The organism is Rosettibacter firmus (assembly GCF_036860695.1).
In the GTDB taxonomy this organism is placed as follows: domain Bacteria; phylum Bacteroidota; class Ignavibacteria; order Ignavibacteriales; family Melioribacteraceae; genus Rosettibacter; species Rosettibacter firmus.
Map to the genome: position 1 here is coordinate 715,254 of NZ_JAYKGJ010000002.1, position 21,377 is coordinate 736,630.

General features: G+C 28.7%; 24 protein-coding genes. All 24 read right to left on the reverse strand.

Features of this window, described 5'->3' with window-relative positions; translation table 11 throughout:
- Nucleotides 1-9: 9 nt before the first annotated feature.
- Nucleotides 10-465 carry a DUF494 family protein gene (locus VJY38_RS09965; RefSeq protein WP_353680546.1) on the reverse strand — a complete coding sequence of 152 codons (456 nt, stop codon included), beginning with the start codon at nt 463-465 and terminating at the stop codon, nt 10-12.
- Between the two features lies 1 nt (nt 466).
- Nucleotides 467-907, reverse strand: a complete 441-nt coding sequence (gene ybeY / locus VJY38_RS09970) for an rRNA maturation RNase YbeY (protein WP_353680547.1) — start codon at nt 905-907, stop codon at nt 467-469.
- Nucleotides 904-2,520, reverse strand: coding sequence for a S41 family peptidase (locus VJY38_RS09975; protein ID WP_353680548.1), 1,617 nt, complete (start codon nt 2,518-2,520; stop codon nt 904-906). The genes ybeY and VJY38_RS09975 overlap by 4 nt, the downstream gene beginning before the upstream one ends.
- Nucleotides 2,521-2,524: 4 nt before the next feature.
- Nucleotides 2,525-4,033: a lysine--tRNA ligase gene (gene lysS / locus VJY38_RS09980; RefSeq protein WP_353680549.1), complete on the reverse strand. Its 1,509-nt coding sequence runs from the start codon at nt 4,031-4,033 to the stop codon at nt 2,525-2,527.
- 11 nt (nt 4,034-4,044) lie between these two features.
- Nucleotides 4,045-5,535, reverse strand: a complete 1,491-nt coding sequence (gene dacB / locus VJY38_RS09985; protein ID WP_353680550.1) for a D-alanyl-D-alanine carboxypeptidase/D-alanyl-D-alanine endopeptidase — start codon at nt 5,533-5,535, stop codon at nt 4,045-4,047.
- Nucleotides 5,525-6,238 (reverse strand): pseudouridine synthase, encoded by a 714-nt coding sequence (locus VJY38_RS09990; protein WP_353680551.1) that lies wholly within the window; start codon nt 6,236-6,238, stop codon nt 5,525-5,527. The genes dacB and VJY38_RS09990 overlap by 11 nt, the downstream gene beginning before the upstream one ends.
- The gene (gene scpB, locus VJY38_RS09995; RefSeq protein ID WP_353680552.1) at nt 6,219-6,884 is read right to left on the reverse strand and encodes an SMC-Scp complex subunit ScpB; all 666 of its coding nucleotides are present in this window, start codon (nt 6,882-6,884) and stop codon (nt 6,219-6,221) included. Before scpB ends, VJY38_RS09990 begins: the two co-directional genes overlap by 20 nt.
- Entirely contained in the window at nt 6,877-7,596 is a 720-nt protein-coding gene (locus VJY38_RS10000; RefSeq protein WP_353680630.1) for a segregation and condensation protein A, read from the reverse strand. The genes scpB and VJY38_RS10000 overlap by 8 nt, the downstream gene beginning before the upstream one ends.
- Before the next feature lies 1 nt (nt 7,597).
- Entirely contained in the window at nt 7,598-8,578 is a 981-nt protein-coding gene (gene trpS, locus VJY38_RS10005) for a tryptophan--tRNA ligase (RefSeq protein ID WP_353680553.1), read from the reverse strand.
- A gap of 62 nt (nt 8,579-8,640) precedes the next feature.
- Nucleotides 8,641-9,126 carry an HNH endonuclease gene (locus VJY38_RS10010; RefSeq protein WP_353680554.1) on the reverse strand — a complete coding sequence of 162 codons (486 nt, stop codon included), beginning with the start codon at nt 9,124-9,126 and terminating at the stop codon, nt 8,641-8,643.
- 143 nt (nt 9,127-9,269) lie between these two features.
- Nucleotides 9,270-10,367, reverse strand: a complete 1,098-nt coding sequence (gene mnmA, locus VJY38_RS10015) for a tRNA 2-thiouridine(34) synthase MnmA (protein ID WP_353680555.1) — start codon at nt 10,365-10,367, stop codon at nt 9,270-9,272.
- Nucleotides 10,368-10,466: 99 nt separating this feature from the next.
- Nucleotides 10,467-10,841, reverse strand: coding sequence for a holo-ACP synthase (acpS, locus tag VJY38_RS10020; RefSeq protein WP_353680556.1), 375 nt, complete (start codon nt 10,839-10,841; stop codon nt 10,467-10,469).
- Nucleotides 10,842-10,855: 14 nt separating this feature from the next.
- Nucleotides 10,856-11,770, reverse strand: a complete 915-nt coding sequence (locus tag VJY38_RS10025) for an MlaD family protein (RefSeq protein ID WP_353680557.1) — start codon at nt 11,768-11,770, stop codon at nt 10,856-10,858.
- Entirely contained in the window at nt 11,742-12,119 is a 378-nt protein-coding gene (locus VJY38_RS10030; RefSeq protein WP_353680558.1) for a hypothetical protein, read from the reverse strand. Before VJY38_RS10030 ends, VJY38_RS10025 begins: the two co-directional genes overlap by 29 nt.
- On the reverse strand, nt 12,116-13,414 hold the full coding sequence (locus tag VJY38_RS10035) for a hemolysin family protein (protein WP_353680559.1): 1,299 nt from the start codon (nt 13,412-13,414) through the stop codon (nt 12,116-12,118). Before VJY38_RS10035 ends, VJY38_RS10030 begins: the two co-directional genes overlap by 4 nt.
- Before the next feature lie 34 nt (nt 13,415-13,448).
- On the reverse strand, nt 13,449-13,904 hold the full coding sequence (locus tag VJY38_RS10040) for a single-stranded DNA-binding protein (protein ID WP_353680560.1): 456 nt from the start codon (nt 13,902-13,904) through the stop codon (nt 13,449-13,451).
- Nucleotides 13,905-14,130: 226 nt separating this feature from the next.
- Nucleotides 14,131-15,384 carry an OmpP1/FadL family transporter gene (locus VJY38_RS10045; protein WP_353680561.1) on the reverse strand — a complete coding sequence of 418 codons (1,254 nt, stop codon included), beginning with the start codon at nt 15,382-15,384 and terminating at the stop codon, nt 14,131-14,133.
- An 86-nt stretch (nt 15,385-15,470) separates the two neighbouring features.
- Entirely contained in the window at nt 15,471-17,816 is a 2,346-nt protein-coding gene (locus VJY38_RS10050; protein WP_353680562.1) for an endonuclease MutS2, read from the reverse strand.
- The gene (locus VJY38_RS10055) at nt 17,813-18,364 is read right to left on the reverse strand and encodes a CvpA family protein (RefSeq protein ID WP_353680563.1); all 552 of its coding nucleotides are present in this window, start codon (nt 18,362-18,364) and stop codon (nt 17,813-17,815) included. The genes VJY38_RS10050 and VJY38_RS10055 overlap by 4 nt, the downstream gene beginning before the upstream one ends.
- On the reverse strand, nt 18,361-18,813 hold the full coding sequence (locus tag VJY38_RS10060) for a GatB/YqeY domain-containing protein (protein ID WP_353680564.1): 453 nt from the start codon (nt 18,811-18,813) through the stop codon (nt 18,361-18,363). Before VJY38_RS10060 ends, VJY38_RS10055 begins: the two co-directional genes overlap by 4 nt.
- Before the next feature lie 67 nt (nt 18,814-18,880).
- Nucleotides 18,881-19,294 (reverse strand): ExbD/TolR family protein, encoded by a 414-nt coding sequence (locus VJY38_RS10065; protein WP_353680565.1) that lies wholly within the window; start codon nt 19,292-19,294, stop codon nt 18,881-18,883.
- Nucleotides 19,295-19,309: 15 nt separating this feature from the next.
- Nucleotides 19,310-19,855 carry an ExbD/TolR family protein gene (locus VJY38_RS10070; RefSeq protein ID WP_353680566.1) on the reverse strand — a complete coding sequence of 182 codons (546 nt, stop codon included), beginning with the start codon at nt 19,853-19,855 and terminating at the stop codon, nt 19,310-19,312.
- A gap of 20 nt (nt 19,856-19,875) precedes the next feature.
- Nucleotides 19,876-20,571 (reverse strand): MotA/TolQ/ExbB proton channel family protein, encoded by a 696-nt coding sequence (locus VJY38_RS10075; RefSeq protein WP_353680567.1) that lies wholly within the window; start codon nt 20,569-20,571, stop codon nt 19,876-19,878.
- A 120-nt stretch (nt 20,572-20,691) separates the two neighbouring features.
- Complete coding sequence (locus VJY38_RS10080) at nt 20,692-21,375, reverse strand: SDR family oxidoreductase (protein WP_353680568.1); 684 nt, start codon at nt 21,373-21,375, stop codon at nt 20,692-20,694.
- Nucleotides 21,376-21,377 lie beyond the last annotated feature (2 nt).

Consider the following 21,377-nt stretch of genomic DNA (forward strand, 5'->3'; position numbering starts at 1 on the left):
TTTTCACCATCAATTAACAGAATCAGAAGTATATAAAAGGACCCTACTACCGGGGGGTACAATTAAATTATTATCTACAATTGAAAATAAAACCAACCAGTTAATATCATTTTTTGTTATTCTATTTTCTGGATATAAAGAGATTTGTTCTAAAATTTCTTCCATAGTATCAGTATTTATAAGTCCAATATTAAATAAATGTAAAAGGTAATTATAATTTTCTGGACCCAAGATTTCTTTTTCTTCTTCATTTAAAAAGCGAAAACTTTTGTTAGAACTTTCTTCATTTTCAAGTTTACTTTTTTCGAATGTAATTTTGTCAATCAATAAACTAAAAGCAATACTTAATGTTTGCTGATCATATTTTTTATTCTTCATGAAATGTTGATTTAGCTCTTCAATAGAATAACCTTTTCCTATCCCTTCAAGAATTTTTGTTAAGATGTCAACAATTTTTGAATTCATATTATTTTAATATATCTCCCAATTTTTTTGTCTTTTTAACAAGCGAATCTTCTTTCAGTTTCATTTTTTTTCTTTCTGCTGGAATTTTATCGTTATAACCAATTAAATGTAAAATACCGTGAATGACCAGTCTTTTTAATTCATCTTCGTAATTTACTCTATAAATTTTAGAATTTTCTTTTGCAATTTCATTACAAATAAATATCTCTCCATCTAAATTATTATTTTCTTCTGAATAATTAAATGCAATAACATCGGTATAATAGTTGTGGTTCAAATAATTTTTATTTATTTCTAAAATAGTTTCGGGATTAACAAAATTTATTTCCAGATTATTAATAACAAAATTTAATTCCTGCTTCAAGTAATGTATTAATTTATGAATTGACTTTTTGTTTATACTAATTCCCTTCTGGTTATATACAAATAAATTCTTAATCAATTATTTCCTGTATTTATTTGAAGAAATTTTATTGCATCTGGAAAATGTTGAATAGCTTTTTGAAACTGTCTATCAAATTGAAGCATTACTGCATACCATCCTTTATTCTTAAAAAGATCTCTTGCAACAAAAGCTTTTAATCTAACTTTATTTAATTCTTTATCTTTTTCAAAATCTTTAAGTGAGAATTTTATTTTTTGCTTTTTTATAAAATTCAAGAAATTATGTAAGTCATATTCTGAAAAATTAAATTCTCTTATAAATTTATTTAAATCATTTTTATATTTATTTCTTAGCTTCTCACCATTCTTATCCATATAATCTCTTACAAACAAATAATAAACATTATTTTTCCTTAATTCAATAGAAAATTCAGAATCTCTTACTGGTTCTACTATGTAATCAGGTGTAATTCCATTTCCACCAAAAACTTTTCGACCAATTCTTGTTTTATACACTTCTTTACTGGAATTTTCTTCAATTTTATGATTGAGATTATTCGAATCAGATTCGTCAAGCTGGTATAATTGTTTATAATAATTTTTTTTATCTGAATAATTTCTTTGAATTACTCTTCCAGAAGGTGTATAATATTTTGCTATTGTAATTCTAACAGCTGATTTATCTGGAAGTAAAATCTGTCGTTGAACCAATCCTTTACCAAAAGTTCTTTCTCCCACTATTAAACCTCTATCCCAATCCTGAATTGCACCAGCAATAATTTCACTTGCCGAAGCAGAACCTTTATTTACAAGAATAATAAGAGGAATTTTTTCATAAGGATATTCTTTTTCTGCTCGAAATTCTTCATTGAATTCTTTTATTCTTCCTTTTGTATAAACAATAAGTTTTCTATCATCTATGAATAAATCTGCTATTTTATGTGCTTGCTCGAGGTAACCACCAGGATTATTTCTTAAATCGAGTACAAGTTTTTTCATACCTTCAGAAGTTAACTTTTTCAAAGCATCCAGCATTTCATCAAATGATGTTTCAGAAAAACGATTGAGGCTTATATATCCAATATCATTATTATAGATTAGATATGCATTGACAGAATAAATATTAATAGTATCTCGAACAATATTAAAATTAATTAGTTTATTAATTGATGGACGATATATTGTAACTTCTACTTTTGTTCCTTTTTTGCCTCGTAATAACTTAATAATTTGCTCATTCGAATATCCTATGCAACTTTTACCATTAATCTTAATAATTCTATCTCCTGATAAAATTCCAACTGCTTCACTTGGTCCACCAGTAATGGGAGAAACAACTACTACAGTATCTTTAATTATTTGAAACTCAATTCCAACACCTTCGAAATTACCTCTAAATGCTTCTTCTTCGGTTAATTGTTCTTCAGGTGGAATATAAACAGTATGAGGATCTAAATTGCTAAACATTCCTTCAATTGCATCTTCAATCAGTTTTTCTCTTTTAAGCGTATCTATATAAAAGTTTTCTGTGTATTTCAGAATCCTTTCGAATTTACTTATTTGAGGATTTCTATAGCTCAACATATATCTATTTAATTGCAAGCCAATATAAATTCCTAACAATAAAGTAATAATTACAACTGGAATGTATTTAGTTATTCTATTTTTCATTTGTTCATTTTTCTGGTTTCATTTGAGGGAAAAGAATTACATCTCTTATTGAAGGTTGATTTGTAAGTAGCATAACAAGTCTATCTATGCCAATTCCCAAGCCTGCAGTTGGAGGCATTCCATATTCAAGTGCTCTTATAAAATCTTCATCAATTTGATGAGCTTCTTCGTCACCAGCTTCTCTCATTTTTGCCTGTTCTTCAAATCTTCTTCTTTGGTCAATAGGATCATTTAATTCACTGAATGCATTACAAATTTCTCGTCCAAGTACAAATCCTTCAAATCTTTCAACCAATCCTTCTTTACTTCTATGTTTTTTTGCAAGTGGTGAAAGTTCGATAGGATAATCCATAACAAAAGTTGGTTGAATTAAATCTGATTGTACTGTTATTTCAAATAATTCATCTATTAATTTACCTTTACTTTCACCACCTTTAATTTCTATACCTCTACTTTTTAATTCTTTGATTAAATCTTCAGATGTTGCAGTAAGTACATCAATTCCTGTATATTTTTTTAGTTCATCAACCATAGATATTCTTTTCCACGGTGGATTAAAATTAATAATTTGACCTTCTATTTCGAATTCTGTTTTTCCAAAGACATTTTTACAAATTGTAGAAATCATATTTTCAACAAATTCCATCATCCAGAAATAATCTTTATAAGCCACATATAATTCAAGCATAGTAAATTCAGGATTATGTGTTTTGTCCATTCCTTCGTTTCTAAAATCTTTTGATATTTCATAAACACCATCAAAGCCTCCAACAATTAGTCTTTTAAGATATAATTCATCGGCAATTCTTAAATAAAGATCAATATCAAGAGCATTATGATGTGTGATGAATGGTCTTGCAGTTGCACCACCATATAAAGGCTGAAGTACAGGAGTTTCAACTTCGAGAAGTTTATTGTTATCGAGATATTTTCTTATTTCTGTGATAATTTTTGCTCGTGTAATAAAAACATTTTTAACATCTGGATTTACAATTAAATCCACATATCTCTGGCGATATCTTAATTCTTTATCTGCAAATTGATCATAGATTATTTTATTTCCATTTTCATCAATTACTTCTTTAGCAATTGGAATTGGTCTTAATGATTTGGCAAGTAACTGATATGATTTACAATGAACAGAAATTTCACCAGTTTTAGTTTTAAATACAAAACCTTCAACACCTATGATATCACCAATATCAAGGAGTTTAAAAATATCGTAATTATCTCCCAGATCGTCTCGTTTTAAATAAATCTGAATTCTTCCTTCGTTATCCTGAATATGAGCAAATGTAGCTTTACCCATTCTTCGCAAAGTCATTATTCTACCAGCTATTCGAACATCTTTGCCTTCATAAAGTTCATAATTATTTTTAATATTCATTGAATAATTATTAACATCATAACTATATGCATAAGGTAAAATACCTTTTGAGATGAGTTCATTTAATTCTTCGTAACGTCTTTTAATTAGAGTATTATAATCCTGTTCGAAGTTGAAATTTTCCAAATTACCTCCGTTTAATTTCTTACGAAATTTGATAATTTATTACAAATGTTATCTTGAATATAATTTATTAAACTTGGCGGGGCGAGAAAATTATTAATCATAATAGAAAATGCAAGCAATTCGCCTGATATTGTTTTAACATAACCAGATAATGCTGAACTATTGAGATTAAATCCTGGTTTAGCTCGCACATTATTTTCACAAGTTGTTTTATTCATTCTTTGAGACAAAGTACCATCCACTCCTGCAATTGGCAAAGAATCATATATATAGTTAAAAATATTAGATTTATAAATATAACTTAAGAGATTTACAACCTGACGTGGTGTTATTAGATTCAACTGAGATAATCCAGAACCATCAACCATAACCAGGTTATCTGGATCGATGCCAATTTGTTTAAATAAATCTTTACTTGCTTTAATTCCATTTTCGGTTGTACCATAACCATAAATTTCATAACCAATTGTTTTCAATATTTGTTCTGCATAAAAATTATTGCTGTTTTTATTCAATTCTTTAATAATTGTTTTTAGTGGTACTGATTGATGAGTAAGCAATGGTATCAAATTCTGGTATATAATCATTCTTTCAGAATTACCAATACTTGTAAGTTTACCTGTAACAATAATTCCCTTCCTTTCGAGAACTTCTTTGAATACAGTAAGAAAGTACATTGTTGGATTAGATATTGAAATATTTTCAATGATTGGTTTAGAATTCTTTTTAATTTTTCCTGTAACGCTAATTAAATTAGTACCTCTTAATCTATTGCATTTTATTAACTGTTCTTCAGAATTGTCGACTGTAATAACTCCACCAATAATGTTTACATACTGTGTATTTGGATTTAATTCTACTGATGCAGGAAAATTTTGTTGCCCAGGTTTTACTATAATTTCTATGCTATTGTCATTAAAACATAAAGCTCCCGATGGAGCTGAAAACCAATAAGATTCATTATCAATTAACCAACCTTTTCCGAGACCACCATTTTCAAAACCAGAGTCATCTCCAATAATATCTCCATCAATTTTTAGAATTCCTTTAGCTAATAAACTATCAGCCCAATCTTCAAAAATTTTCACTTCACTTCCAGGATAATAACGATTTGAGATGGTTGGATCTCCAGTACCTTGAATAATTAAATCACCCTGGAGCACACCATTTTTTATAGTTCCATTAGCAAATAAATTTGTTTCATATACATAATCTGGACCCAGTAAGATAAGTGCAGCTACAGTAGTAAATAATTTAATATTTGATGCAGGTATAAAAAGTTTATCTGCGTTCTTTTTATAAATTACCTCACCAGTTTTTAATGAACGTACAAAAGCACCACAAAATGCATTAGATAAAGCTGGATCATTAAATGAATCTTCAAGTTGTTCTCTAAGTTCATTGAGTGTATAATAATCTATTTTAGACTTTTTTTCCAGAGTATCCAGCTGTGCAAATGTATTTGTTGCTATCAATAAAAGAAGTATTAATTTATTTCCCATAGGTTTTATAAACTTCCTGAATTTCTGTATAACTTAATTTTCTATAATAACCTTCTGGTAAATTTTTAATTGTAAAAGGTCCAAAGCGTATTCTTTCAAGACTTTCAACTCTGTATCCCAGTACTTCAAACATTCTTTTTACAAATCGATTTCTTCCTTCAACAGTTACAACAGATATTCTTTTAAAATTTCCCTTTTTGATAAAATTAATTTCTTCGAATTTACTTTTTCTTTTATCAAGAGTTATTCCTTTAAGAAGTTTCTCTTTATCTTTCATTTCTAAATCTCTATTTAGCAGCACATTATACTCACGCGGGATTTGATTACTTGGATGAGTTAAAAAGTTTGCAAATTCACCATCATTAGTAAGAATTAAAACTCCAGTTGTATCGTAATCGAGTCGACCAACTGGAAAAATTTTATAATTTGTTTTTATTAAATCTGTAACTTTTTTTCTATTTTTTTCATCGCTAGTTGTAGTTATATAACCTTTAGGTTTATTTAATAAAAAATATACTTTTTTTTCGGCTTTTAATTTTTCGCCATCAAGTGTAACAATATCTTTATCTGGATCAACTAAATATGAAAGTTGTGTTATAGTTACTCCATTAACAGCAACTCTACCCTCGAGAATAAAATTTTCTGCTTTTCTTCTCGAAGTTATACCACATTCAGCAATAAATTTATTCAAACGGACTTTCATTATCTACATCACTTTCATTTTCGGAATTTGTTTCTTCTTCTAAGTTTTCTTCTACTTCATTCATCATAATTCTTCTTTTTTGTTCCTGAAAATCTTCATCTTTCATTATTTCTTCTATTTCTCTCGGTTTTGGTAAATCAGAAATATTTCTTAAACCAAAATATTTTAGAAATTCATCTGTTGTAACATAAAGCAGTGGTCTTCCTATGGTATCTGCTCGTCCTTGAATTGTGATTAAATTTTTTTCAAGTAATGTATTAAGTGTATAATCTGAATTAACTCCTCTAATCAGCTCAATCTCTGGTTTAGTTATGGGTTGTTTATAAGCAATTATAGCTAATGTTTCAAGTGCTGCCTGGCTTAATCTTCTTTTACTTTTTTCGGTAGATAAATAGCCCACATATTTTGCATGCTCTGGTCTTGTTGCATAAATATATCCATTAGCAATTTTTAGAATAACAAAAGCATTACCATTTTGTTTATATTTTTCGTTAAGATCATCAACAGTTTTTTCAATATCTTCTTCAGTTATCTCAATATCAGGCCCATCAATTTCTTTAATTGCATTGATAATTTCCTTTGAGGGTAAGGGATCATCAGCTGCAAAAATTAGAGCTTCTATAACAGATATATATGTGTTATCCATTGTTCAATCTATAAATTATAAAATCATTAAAACTTGGTGATTCTCTTAATCCGATTTGGCCAGATTTTACCATTTCAAGCATTGCAATAAATGTTACTATGATTCTAATTTTATTTCTTAATTCTTTTAAAATCTCAACAAATGATATCTGAGATTTTTCTTTCAATTTATTAGAAATATAAACCATCTGTTCATCAATAGTCACATTCCATTTTTGTATTTGATGAACAGGTTGTTCAACATTTTGCAGGAGTATTTTCTTAAAAGCTTTCATCAGGTCATAAATAGTAATATTTTTCAACAAAGTTTCGTAATTAGTAACAGCTTCTTTGTAATCATAATTAAAATTCCCTCTGAAATTATAATTTCTCATATTAGCTTCCATATAACTGAGTTCTTCTGACATTTCTTTATATCTTTTATATTCAAGTAATGCTTTTACAAGATCTGCACGCGGGTCAATCTCTTCTCCTTTTTCATCTATTTCTTTTGGAAGCAACATTTTCACTTTTATTTGCATTAGTGTAGCAGCCATTAAAATAAAATCGCCAGCAATTTCCAGGTCTAACTGTTCAAGCATACGAAGATATTCCATAAAATCCTTAGTTATCTTGGATATTGGAATATCATAAATATTTAGCTCGTCTCTCTTTATAAAAAATAAGAGAAGATCAAGCGGACCTTCGAATTGTGAAAGTTTAATTTTGTACACTTTATCCAAGTTTCATTTTTGAACGAACTTCTTCCATTGTTGCAGTTGCAACAGCTTTTGCTTTTTTTTCTCCTTCAATCAAAACTTCTTTTACTATATCCAAGTTATTTTCGTAATATTTTCTTTTCTCAATAATTGGTTGTAAGAACGAATTTATTTTTGAAGCACATTTAGCTTTACATTCAACACAACCAAGAGCTCCACTTCTGCAATTTTTTTCAATCTCGTTTACTTCTTCAGGATTAAATTTTTTATGATATGTAAATACAAGACATATTTCTGGTCTACCAGGATCGTTTTTTCTAATTTTTTGTGGATCTGTAACAGCTTTACGTAATTTTTGATTTACAATTTCCGGTTCATCAGAAAGTAAAATAGTATTTCCTAAAGATTTACTCATCTTTGCATTGCCATCAAGTCCAGGAAGTCTTGCAAAATTTGTAAGAAGTGCTTCTGGTTCAGGAAAAACTTTGCCATATTGGTTATTAAATCTTCTCGCAATTTCTCTTGTTATTTCAACATGAGGAACCTGATCTTCTCCAACTGGAACTGCTTCTCCTTTATATAATAAAATATCTGCAGCTTGAAGTACAGGATAACCTAAATGGCCATAAATTATATTTTCAATATTTAGATCTCGTACCTGTTCTTTTAATGTAGGATTTCTCTCAAGTCTTGCTTTAGTAATCAACATCGAAAAAATAAGGAACAGCTCAGTATGTTCTTTAATTTGAGATTGTCTGAAAAAAGGAGATTTGTCTGGATCCAAACCGCAAGCTAACCAATCAATTACCATTTCTATTGTATTATTATAAATATCGTCTGTTGACAAATTTGTAGTTAGAACATGATAATCTGCAATTAAATGATAACTATCATATTCATTTTGTAACTTAATCCAATTTTCAAGAGCACCTACATAATGACCAATATGAAGTTTTCCAGTAGGTCTCATTCCACTTAAAATTCTTTTTTTATTCATACGATTATGGAATAATTTAATTAATGTGGTTACAAAAATAATGAAAAAATTTTTACTAATGCTTATTGAAAGAGATAAGGTTTCCAGGTTTCTTCTATTTTACCAACAGAAGCTTTAATAAACATTACATGGTTGGGAGCATATGGTTTAATACGGAGTTTCATTCCGGCTTCTTCCGGTGTTCTATCTCCTTTTTTATTATTGCAAGGAAGGCATGCTGCAACAAGATTTTCCCAGCTATCATCGCCACCTTTCGATTTCGGGATTACATGATCAATAGTTAAAGGTAAATCCCCTCTTCCACAATAGGCACATTTGTATCCATCACGCTTTAATATATTTTTTCTTGTTAGAATTATTTTTTTATAAGGGACTTTAACAAAATCATTCAATTTAATAACACTAGGCCATGGGAATGTCTTTGAGACCGTATGAATTTTTTTTTGATGATTATCGGCTATTAATTCGGCTTTCCCTAAAAGAATTAAAACAATTGCCTTTTTTACATTACATAATGTTAAAGGCTCGTAACTTTGATTAAGTAGCAATACTCTGGCATTGAGTGAACCATTTGAATTAAATTTCCGTTCGAAGACTTTCCTCCAATTTTATTTTTCGTGAAATTAATGATAATTTCCTTTTTATATATAACAAATATCGTAAAGTAAAATAAATAATGAAAGAGAAAAAACTATTTCCTTGCTATAATACCTCCGGCCAGTAAATAATTATCTTCATCATATAATACTAATGATTGTCCCGGCGTAATTGCATTTTTAGGTTTTATAAATCTGATATGAATTTTTTTATCATCAGCATAAATTACTTCTGCAGGAGTAGCTTTGTCAGAATATCTAATTTTTCCAAAGACTATTTCGCCTGCTTTTAATTCAGTTCTACTAACATAATTAATATCATTTGCAATAACATCCTTTTCGAGTATCTCTTCTTTATCACCAATTTCAATTATATTCTGTTCTGCATCAATATTTTTAACAAATACAGGCTTTCCTAAAGCAACTCCCAATCCCCTTCTTTGTCCAATTGTATAAAAAGGAAAACCTTTATGCTTTCCAATAATTTTACCGTGGTATATAATATCACCTGATGAAATATTATTAATAATATCCGGAACTCTTTCGCGTAAGAATCTTTCGTAATTATTATCTGCGACAAAGCAAATTTCCTGACTATCTGGCTTTTTAGCTGTTTTTAATCCCAATTCTTCAGCAATCTTTCTTACTTCATCTTTCTTCATATTTCCAAGGGGAAAAATAGTTCTACTCAAACTTGTTTGAGTTAATCCCCAAAGTGCATAAGTTTGATCTTTAGGATTATCATCTGAATGTTTTAATCTATATCGATTATTAATTTCATCATAATCAAGAATTGCATAATGTCCAGTAGCCACATACTTAGCATCTAACGAATCTGCTTTTTTGAGTAGTTCTTCCCATTTTATTTTTCTATTACAAATTACACATGGATTGGGTGTACGCCCGGATAGATACTCTTCAACAAAGTTGTCGATAACTGCATCTTCAAATGCTTTAGTAAAGTCTAAAGTATAATGGGGAATGCCAAGTACATTTGCAACATTTTTAGCATCAAATATTGCATCAAGGGAACAACAACCAGATTCAAATTTTGGAGCTCCACCCACTTCCATAAAGCCCCATGTCTTTAATGTTACTCCAATAACATCAAAGCCCTGTTTTTTTAGTAAAGCAGCAGCTACCGATGAATCAACGCCTCCACTCATTGCCACTATGACTCTTCTTTCGTTCAAATTCAACCCTTTCTTTTTTTGATGATTAAACAAACACAAATCAAAAATAGTTTATAAAGAAGTCAAGATAATTTAATGAAATTTGTTAAGATTTCATTATCAGGTTTTTAATGATAAGATTGCAACACAGGTAACATAATGATCAGAATGACTCATGGAAATATGAATTATTTTATCGTTGCCCAGGAAATCTTTCAATTTACCAAGAAGATTAACAGTTGGCATACCATTAACTAAATTGACAATTTCAATATCCTTCCAGCCAAAAGATTTATGATGGGAAGAAATTGCTTTCGTAATAGCTTCTTTTGCAGCGAATCGAGCTGCTAAATGTTGAAATTTATTTTTTTTATTTAATGAATACTCAAGTTCAGTTTTTGTAAATATTCTATTTAGAAAGTTATCGCCGTATTGTTCTACACTTTTTTTAATTCTTTCTATTTCAATTATATCTATCCCAATTCCCAGTATCATTATCTAACTACCAATTAAAATAAATCTATTTTTGCATCAACCTTAATACCCTTTGATTTCAATTGTTCTAAAAGTAATTGAGTTAAGTCCTTAAGTTGTTTAATGGATACTTTTAGATCATCAATAATTTCTTTGTCGTTTAATGCTCTACCTAAATTGTTTTCTGATTTATTAGTTTTATCCAGAAATTCATCAACACTTGAAACTAATTTTTGTGATTTGTCTAATGTTTGCTTTAATAAGTTAATTGTTGCGGATAGTGAATCTTTGTTTATTACTATAAAATTATTTACAGACTTTGTGAGTTCAGTACTTTCATTTAATAATTCTTTAAATTTTTCGTTGTTATTATTGATTAATTCATTAAGATTATTTGTTAACTTATTAAGCTGTATTACAGAATTTTTTAGTTCACCACTAAATTCTGAATCTGTTAGTGTTTTATTCAAAGATGATAAAGTAATTTTAATTTCTTTTATTACATCTACAAGATCATATTCTACAGTTCCTAACACTGCCATAGCAGTTGATATATCACCTAAAAATTCTCCTTTTTGAATTTTACTATAATTAAGAACATTTTCGGAACTACCAGGATTGATTTCAATTTTTTTGCCCCCCATTAAATCGAGCATCATAACATAAAATTTTGAATCATCTTTAAGTTCAGTATCTGAATCAAGATTTAAAGTTACTCTAACTTTTGAATCAGAAATTTTAATATCATCTACATAACCTTTTTTTACACCATTTACAGTAACAGGATCTCCAATTTCAAGACCAGCAACAGAATTAAATTCTACTGTTATTATTTTTCTATCTGCACCTAAAGTAATATTTTTTGCCCAGCTATAAATCCAGAAAAGTATTATCAACCCGATAAAAACTGTAATACCTACTTTAATTTCTGTCTTTTTTTGATCTCTCATTTTTACTTGCAATTTTTTTTAGGTTATAAAATTCAAGAGAATCTATTTTGCCATCTTCAATAATAATTTTAATAAAATCAATCATATTTTGAAATTGATACATTGCTATATCGAATTTTTGATTTTTTAGTTCATGTACCTTTTTATTAACAACATATTTCAAAGAATCACGATAATTATTTTTCTCTAATTTTTCTAATTTCTCATTTAATTTATTTAATGTTATTTCCATTATTTTTTCTTTACCAAAATCTTCTAACTTATAGCTATATTTTCTGTATAAATATATTCCAGCAGCAATTAAAATAGTCAATAAAAATATGGTTACAAAAAAGCAGCCTTTTTTCATGTATTATTTTTATTTGACTGTAAAAGTTTTTCTACAAGTACTTTTCTAATTCTTTTATTCGCGATTTCTTTAACAGTAAATTTATAGTTATTATAAACAAAATGAAAACCCTGTGTAGGAATAATTCCAGTTTGATTCAATATAAATCCACCGACAGTATCATAATCTTTAGCATCAGATGAGAAATTATCATTTAATAAGTCATTTAATTCATCAATAGATAATTTTCCGCTTAACAAATATTCATTATCAGAGAGTTTAATTATTTTTGATTCTTCTTTATCATATTCATCACGAATATCGCCAACAATTTCTTCAAGTATATCTTCAAGTGATATTAAACCTGAGGTACCACCGTATTCATCAACAACAATACCTAAATGAAGTTTCTTTTCCTGAAAATCGTGCAAGAGTTCATTAATATGTTTTGTCTCTGGAACAAAAAGAGCTTCTCGAGCTATTTTTTGTAGTGATAAAGTTTTTCTTAATTCTGGATTTTTCAAATAAGGCAATAAATCTTTAGCATAAATTATTCCCCTGATATCATCAAGACTCTTACCATAAAGAGGTATTCTACTATGTCCAGATTCTGTAATTGTTTTCATCAGTTCTTCAAACGATGCTGTTAAAGGTACTGCAATAATATCCACACGAGGAGTCATTATTTCTCTTACGGTAACACTTCTAAATGATACAATACTTTGAATTAATTCCTGTTCGTCCTGCTCAATTGTACCTTTTTCCAGACTTAAATCTGCAAGTTCACTAATTTCGCTACTATGTAATGCTGTTTTTAATTTATTCGAATTAAGCTTTGATATGCCAACTTTTAAAGCATCTGAAAGTATTTTTGCCACAGGAAAAAATATTATACTTATCCAGTAAAGTGGAATAGAAACCATTTTTGCAAATTGAACTGGATATTTATTTGCCCACGTTTTGGGAGTTATTTCACCAATGATAAGTATAAGTATTGTAAGTAAAACAATCTGGATACTTAATGTAATTTCTTTTGAAATATTATACGAATTTGCAATATCGATAGCCATTAAAACAGATATAATAGAAGCCGCAGAATTAACTATAGTATTCCCTAATAAAATAGTAACAAGTAATCTGCGGGGGTTTTCAATTAAAAGATTAATATACCCTCCAATAAGCTTGTGCTCCTTTTTAATTTCCTGTACTCTTTTTTTGTCGATAGAAAAAAGAGCAACTTCGGAGCCTGAGAAAAAGGCAGATAATATTAAACATAAAATCAATACTATTACACGTATTATCGAATCAAAATCCAAATTATAAACTATCCTATGTTATTAAACAGAACAATTAAAAAGGTAAATCACCTTCTTCTGATCCTGAATTAGCTTCTAATCCAGAAATGTCATTATTTCTAATTTCTTTTTCAACAGGTTTTTCTACATCATTATCAATTATATTTTCTGCATTCCCTTTTGTGTCAAGTGGAATTATTTGCTCGGCAATTATTTCAGTCACATATCTTTTTGAATTATCCTCTTTCGCCTGATATTCTCTTTTACTTATTCTTCCTTCAATATAAAATTTTTTCCCTTTCTTTAGTGCTTCTTTATAAAAATCAGATAAATTGAAACACACAATTGTATGCCAAGTTGTTTCATTTACCCATTCGTTATTTTGATTCTTGTAACTTCTTGATGTTGCCAATGGGAATGTTGTTACAGCTACATTATTTGTAGTAAATCTTGTTTCAGCATCTGCTCCAAGATTTCCAATTAGCATTACTTTGTTTAATGAGAATGCCAATTTACTTCTCCTTTATTTATTTCACCTTATGTAATAAATTTATTATTAATCAATGAAATAACCAATATCAGCTATTTAAATTATTTTTAATTTTTTACAGTAAAAAATAGATTGATTAAAAGTAATTTATAAGGATTTTATAATTCTATTTATGCATATCAAATATAAATATAACTCTGTATCTCTAGAAAAAGAGATACAGAGTTTTAAGCTTAAGCATTAATTCTTATAATGTATAATGTAAATTTACACCAAATAGATGCGCTGTATTTGAGTATTTACCATTAAAACCAAACTTTGAATTTGATACATCTCTATTAGAAAAAAGCAGTAACAAATAAGAAATATCCAGATTTAAGTTTTCAGTCAATTTTGCTCCATAACCTATATTTAATCCTATTCTATCTGCATCTGGAAGAGTTGGTTCAACATATTCTGTGGGAACTGGATTTCTATCGTAGAAAATTCCACCTCTTAATTTAAATGCAGATGTAACATCATATTCAAAACCTGTTCTAACAATAAATGTATTTTTATAGTTTCTTGGAACCGAAGAAACATTTTGAACTCCATTAACAGGATTTAAGTCCAAATCATAATTTTTGAATGTAACTTCGAGTTTATCATAACTTGACCAGTCTATATATTGAAAATCCGCAGTCCATGTAACATTATCATCAGCTTTATAAGCAATTCCCAAGGTTGCATTTTGTGGAGTTGTTAATGGAGCAGTAATATCTCCCGTTGGTAATGGTACATCACCAAGTTGTGGATGTTTAAAGGTAGCAGGAGAACTTTCTGCAGTACCACTAAGATCAAAACTTGCTTCACTTCTATAGCTTAAACCAATAGATAATTTTGGAAGAGGTTTATATAAAATGCCAGCTACAAAACCAAATGCAGTTCCATCCCCTTTCAAAGTTAGTGAAAAATCTCCTCCAACAGGTGACGGTGATTTTCGATTAATTTTAACATCAGCCCATGCAAATATACCACCTACACTTAATGATAAATTATCCAATAATTGATATGCAACTACAGGAGTTACAAAGAATGATTTAAGTTGTGTATCAACAGCTAAATATTTTCCCACCCAATTTGATGGCCATGTTGTCCCTAAACCAAAAGGATTATTAACACCAAGTCCCACATGGAGTTTATCAGTAATTTGTTGAGTAACATAGAGATTAATTGGTGTAAACACATGACTTTTTTGTTCATATTCTAATTTTGTAGTTCCAGGTACAGTATAAGAACCAAGAGGAGCTATAAGAGTTGAACCCAAATAAAATTGTGTTCCTTTTAATTGAGTAATACCAGCTGGATTAAAGTATATGGCTGATGGATCATTTGCTAGACCCGTAAATGCTCCACCCATTGCCATCGCACGTGCCCCATGCTCATTAAGTTGAAATCCACCAGCAAATAGGCTGGACGATAATAAGAAAACCAATAAAAAAAGTGGTAATATTTTTTTCACACTTCCTCCTCTATGTTTGTTTATAAGACAATTGATAATATAGCTAAATGATAAACAAAAGCAAAAAAAATAATTTTCACATATAATTATTGAAATTCAACAATCGTAATACCATCGCCCCCATATTCTATATTTGCATAATAATAATTTTTAATCCCTCTATAGTTTGAAAGGATATTTTTAACCAGTTGTTTTAAGGCACCTGTCCCCTTACCATGTAAAATTTCTACTTTTTCTAATCCAATCATATTTGCATTATCCAGAAATTTAATAATCTCCAATTCTGCTTCTTCAGCACGTTTACCCCTTATGTCTAATCGATAATTTATTTCATTAGTATCAACTTTAAAATTTCTAGTTTGGGGATAATCTATTTCAGATTTTTTTGCTGGAATTAGTTCAGAATATTTAGCTTTTATTTTGATAGAACCAATAGTTAAAACAGCTTTATCTTTATCTTTGTCCAATTCTTCAATTATTCCTACAGAAGTTGTTCCTTTTATAGAAGCATAATCACCTATTTTTAGTTCTGCTGGAATTTCTTTATTAATATTAGAAACAAAAACTTTCTTTACTTCTTTTTTTATTTCTTCTATTTCCTGCTTTTCTTTTTTAATTACCTCTTTATTTGCATTAGATTCACGAATATTTTTTATAGCATTTTCAACTTTTTTGTTTATACTATTCAATAAATCATCAGCTCTTTTTTTTGCTTCTGCCAGTATTTCTTTCTTTTGTTTTTCAAGCATATCAATTTTTTGTTGATATAAATTTGATAAACTTTTTAATCTCAGATTTTCCAATTCGAGTTTATGCAATTGCTCTCTTAAAGCTTGTGATTTTTTTTCAAGACTTATAAGAAATTCCTCAATTTTTATTTTATCTGTATCTAAAAATTTTTTTGAAAGTTTTATAAATTCATCATCAAAGCCAATTCTATTTGCTACTTCAAAAGCATAACTCGAACCAGGTAAGCCCTGATTAAATACATAAGTTGGTTTAAGTTCTTTTGTATCAAATTCCATCGATGCATTCTGAAAATCTTCGAGCTGATTTGCATATAATTTTAGCAGTCCATGATGAGTAGTTGCTAAAACAATTGCTCCTTTATCCCTAAGTGTAATTAATACACCAATTGCAATAGCAACTCCTTCAGTTGGATCTGTACCTGTACCAATTTCATCAAGTAAAACCAGTGTTCTTTTTGTTGTAGAATTAATTATGTTCTTTATATTTTTTAAATGAGAACTAAAAGTGCTTAAGTCATCTTCAATTGATTGTGCATCACCAATATCTACAAGAACTTTTTCAAAAAAATGAAAATTTGAATCTGGACTTGCAGGAATTGGGATTCCAGATTGTGCCATTAAAACCAGTATTCCTGTTGTTTTAAGTGCTACTGTTTTACCACCAGCATTTGGACCAGTAATCACAATAACTTTTTCTTTATCTATTTTAATGTTTAACGGAACAGTATTATTAATTCCAATCTTTTTTATTAATAATGGATGACGTCCATCAATAATTTGGAATGGTTTATTTTCATCAAAAGTTGGAAAAGAGCCAATAATTTCTATCGCATATTTTGCTCTTGCAAAAATTGAATCTAATTCAGCAATAGCATCAAGTGCTTTTAATAGTTCACTACTTTGAGCTCCAATTCTTTGTGTAAGATTTCTTAATATTTTTTCAATTTCACGTTTCTCTGCAAATTTTAGTGAGAGAATTTCGTTATTTAGTTCAAGTGTTTCTTCGGGTTCAATATAAACAGTTTGACCAGTTGATGATTCTGAATGAATAAAACCTTTTACATGTCGTTTATGTTCTGCTTTTACAGGTAATACTATTCTTCCATCTCTTTGTGTTATGTATTCTTCCTGAACAAGGTAAGATTCACTGAATTGTTTGAGAAGTTTATTAACTAATTTTTGTAAATGAAATTCCTTTTCTTTTATTTCTAAACGAATTGATTTTAGTTCAGAAGATGCATCATCACGAATGTCTCCACTTTCAGTAAATATTCTACTTATTTGATGTTCAAATACTTTATCTACAAATAATGAATTTCTGATTTCAGCTAATACATCTGAGTTTTCTTCTTTGGGTTTTAAATATTGATATAACTTTCTTGATACCTCAGCAATTTTTAATATCTCTAAAATTTGTTTTGACGTAAGTATAACACCTTCGATTCTACTTCTATATAATGTTTCTGTTAAATCTGGCAAATAATCAATTGGGGGGACATCATTAAGAATTAAAATTTCTTTTGCTTTATTAACTCTTTCTCCCTCGATTAATATTTTATTAATATCATCTAATGGAATTAGCGATAGAACTTTCTTCTTTCCCTTCTCTGTAATACAATATTTTGAAATATAAGTTAATACTTTCGGGAATTCGAGTTTTTCTAATACTTCTGAATTAATCATTTTATAATTAATGAATCTATAGGTGGTGTTTTAATTGTGTCTTTGTTTTCAATAAAATTTTTTATTACTTCTGAAGCTTCTGATTGCTTACCAATAAAAAAATCAATTGATTTAGGGATAATATTAGCTACATGTGAATATGTAAAAGATTCCTTTTTAGTTATGTCATCAGGAAAACCAAGAATATCTAAAACAATTAATAATCCACTTAAAAAAAATACAATTTGAACAATACCAATTAAACCACCTAAAAATTGATTGAGAAATTTATTGAGTTTATCTACGGGATGAACTATTCGTTTTAAAATTGTTGTAATTAATATTACAATTAAAAAAATGAGTATACCAGAAAAGATATTTGAAAAATATTCATCTTCATTAAAGATAGGATTTAAATATTTCCCTAAAGTTTGGGAATATTCAAAAGATAAAAATACTGCTAAGATTAATCCAATTAATCCAATAATTTTTCTAATTAATCCATCTTTAAAACCAAGTATAAAACCTATTGCAATTATAATAAATATTAAATAATCAACGTAATTCAATTGATACTCAGAAATTTTTCAACAATCTCTTTTATTACTTTACCGTCAGCTTTACCTTTCAGAGTTTTTGCAGCTAAAGGCATTAAACGTGGGAAGTCACTTTTTTCTTTAGCATTTATTTCAGCAGCAATTTTTTTTACTTCTTCCAGTATTTCTTCATATGTAAGTTGTTTTGGTAAATATTCTTCAATTATTTTTAATTCAGTTTCTTCTTTTTCTGCAAGATCGTTTCTGTTAGCACTACGATATTGTTCTATTGCTTCTTTCCTTTTTTTTGCAGCAGATGTTAGAATTCGTATCTCTTCATCAGATGTAAGTTCTTTGCCAGAACCACTTTTTTCGAATTCAAGGATTAGTGCTCTTATGGAACGAATCGTTTCGAGGCGAGTTTTATCGCCAGTTTTCATTGCTTCTTTTAAATCATTATTTATTCTATCACGTAAATTCATAGCAACCTCAAAAAAAAAGGCAGGCTATTAAATGAACAACCTGCCTCAGTGTTTTAGAAATATATAATTAAATTTTCAGCATAGCTGAATAATTTATTCTTAAGCAAGAAGCCTTTCTTAATTCTTGCTGAATATCCGTGACAATACCCATATCAGAATTTTTATCTATTCTTAAAGAAACGATAACGTTTGGTAATGCAACTCTTTTTGCATACATAATTTTCTGGATTTCTTCAAGTTTTGTAATACTATCATTCAACTGTATTCTACCGTCGTTACCAACCCATATATAAGAGATTAATCTTTTATTTTCGATTTTTTCTATTGCTTTTGCTTCTGGTAATTTAAATTTTACCAAAACATCAACTTCTCGTAATGTTGTAGTAACCATAAAGAACAACAGTAACATAAATACAATGTCTGGTAATGAAGCAGTTGGTATTTGCTGTTTAACTGCAGCTCTCTTTTTCTGAAATTTCATTTATCAACCTCAAAATTATTTTTTTACGATTTCTGGTTCTGCAATACTTATAGTTATAGGAATCTTTTCCTTAATTTCTTTCATTTCTTCACTTCGCTCATCAATATCAATCAAACGTTTTCCAAATCTTTTTCGAGCATATTCTTCTCTTACTTGAAAATATGCTTCCTTTATTTGATCAAGAGCTTGAATATACAAATTATAATTTGTTTTTCTATCCGTCTTTATAGATACTACCAGCTTTTTGTTAGCGGGTAAATCAATTTTACTTTCGATTCTTGGTTTTAATATTTTAGAAATTTGAGGTATTGCAATAACTTCATTATTAAGGAGAACATCACCATTTTCATTGATTAATACAGCTGCAAGTCTATCTTTTGAAATTGGAACTAATTCCTGTTGACCTGGCGGAATATACTCTGGTAACACAAGTCCAATGCCAGTATCAACATCAATTACTGTAGAAGCAAGAAAGAATAAAAGTAATAAGAATGAAATATCTGCCATTGAACTTGTTGGGATTTCCGCTTCTGGTAGTTTTCGTTTTCTTAGTTTTACCATTTTTTAGATACTCAGATTTATTATGACTTATTTTTAGTTTTCAATTCATAAAGTGCATCAATCAATTCGATTGAACTTTCTTCCATATCAGCTACTAACTTATCAATTCTTGAAACAAAATAATTATAGAATATCTGAAGAGTCATAGCAACAACAAGACCAAATAGAGTGGTCAAAAGTGCAACAGAAATACCACCTGCAACAATACTTGGAGAAATTTGGGCAGCTTCTTTAATAGCATCAAATGCTTGAATCATACCTTGAACAGTTCCAGTAAAACCAAGTAATGGAGCTAGAGAAATAAAAGTAGAAATCCAGATTAAACCTTTTTCGAGGAAGCCCATTTCAATTGCACCATAAGCCATAATGGCTTTTTCTGCTGCGTCCAAACCTTCATTTGCACGTAAAAGACCTGCATGAAACACCGAAGCTATAGATCCCCTTGTATTTTCACATAATTTTATTGCTTCTTCTACACCACCATTTTTTAGAGCATCTTTAACCTGAACAATAAACTTCTTTGTATTAATTGTTGCTCTTGATAAAGTCCATAAGCGTTCAAGTGCAAAACCTAAACCTAAAACCAAACAGCCTAAAATAGGCCACATAAAAAATCCACCTTCTATGAATTTTTGTTGTAAATATCCAACCAAGCTTTGTTCTTGAACCTGGGCTAAAATTGTCATCATAGTTTCTGTGATAAATGAAAGTTGCATTAGGTAAACCTCCAATTATGTTAATTAATAAAAAAAATAATTTTCAAAAATTGTGTGGCTAACATTAAATAAATGAGCCAAAAAAGTCAATAAATTAATTTATCAACAACACAAAATTAATCAATTTTCTATGAATTCAAAAAAGGAAATTATATTTCCTGTTAAAATTTTCCATTCATCAAAAATTTTCTGAACAACTTCACATATTTTTAATGCAGGAATCAATTTTGATTTATCTTTCATCCACTCTCTATTTTCTGGTGTATCGATTATGTATGGGGCTACAGCATTTGCACTCATATTTATTTCTTTCCCTTCAATCGATAAGCTTTTGACTAAATAATTTAATGCACTTTTAGATACTCCATAAGCTGCAATATTAGGCTCATTATAAAATGCCGAATATGCACTTGTAAAACAAATTGAACCACCTTTTGCTTCTTTCACAAGTTTTACAAAATATTTTGCAATAAAAAACGATGAATTAAGATTTATATCAAGTAAGCTTTTCCATTCTTCATAAGGTGTATCTTCAATCCTTTTTCCACCATAGTATGTTCCAATGGTATTAAATAAAAACAATAAGGAATTGTTATTAATATTTATCTTTGAAAAGGCATCGGCTACATTTTTTTCTATACTCAAATCTTCTACAAAAATAATATTAACATTTTCAGCAGGAGAGATATCAAGTGGTTTTCTGGTAAAGAAGTAATATTTATTATAATCTTGATTTAAAAAATATGAAATAGCTGTTTTACCAAGATGGCCCGAAGAACCAAACAATAAAAGTATTTTTTCCATTA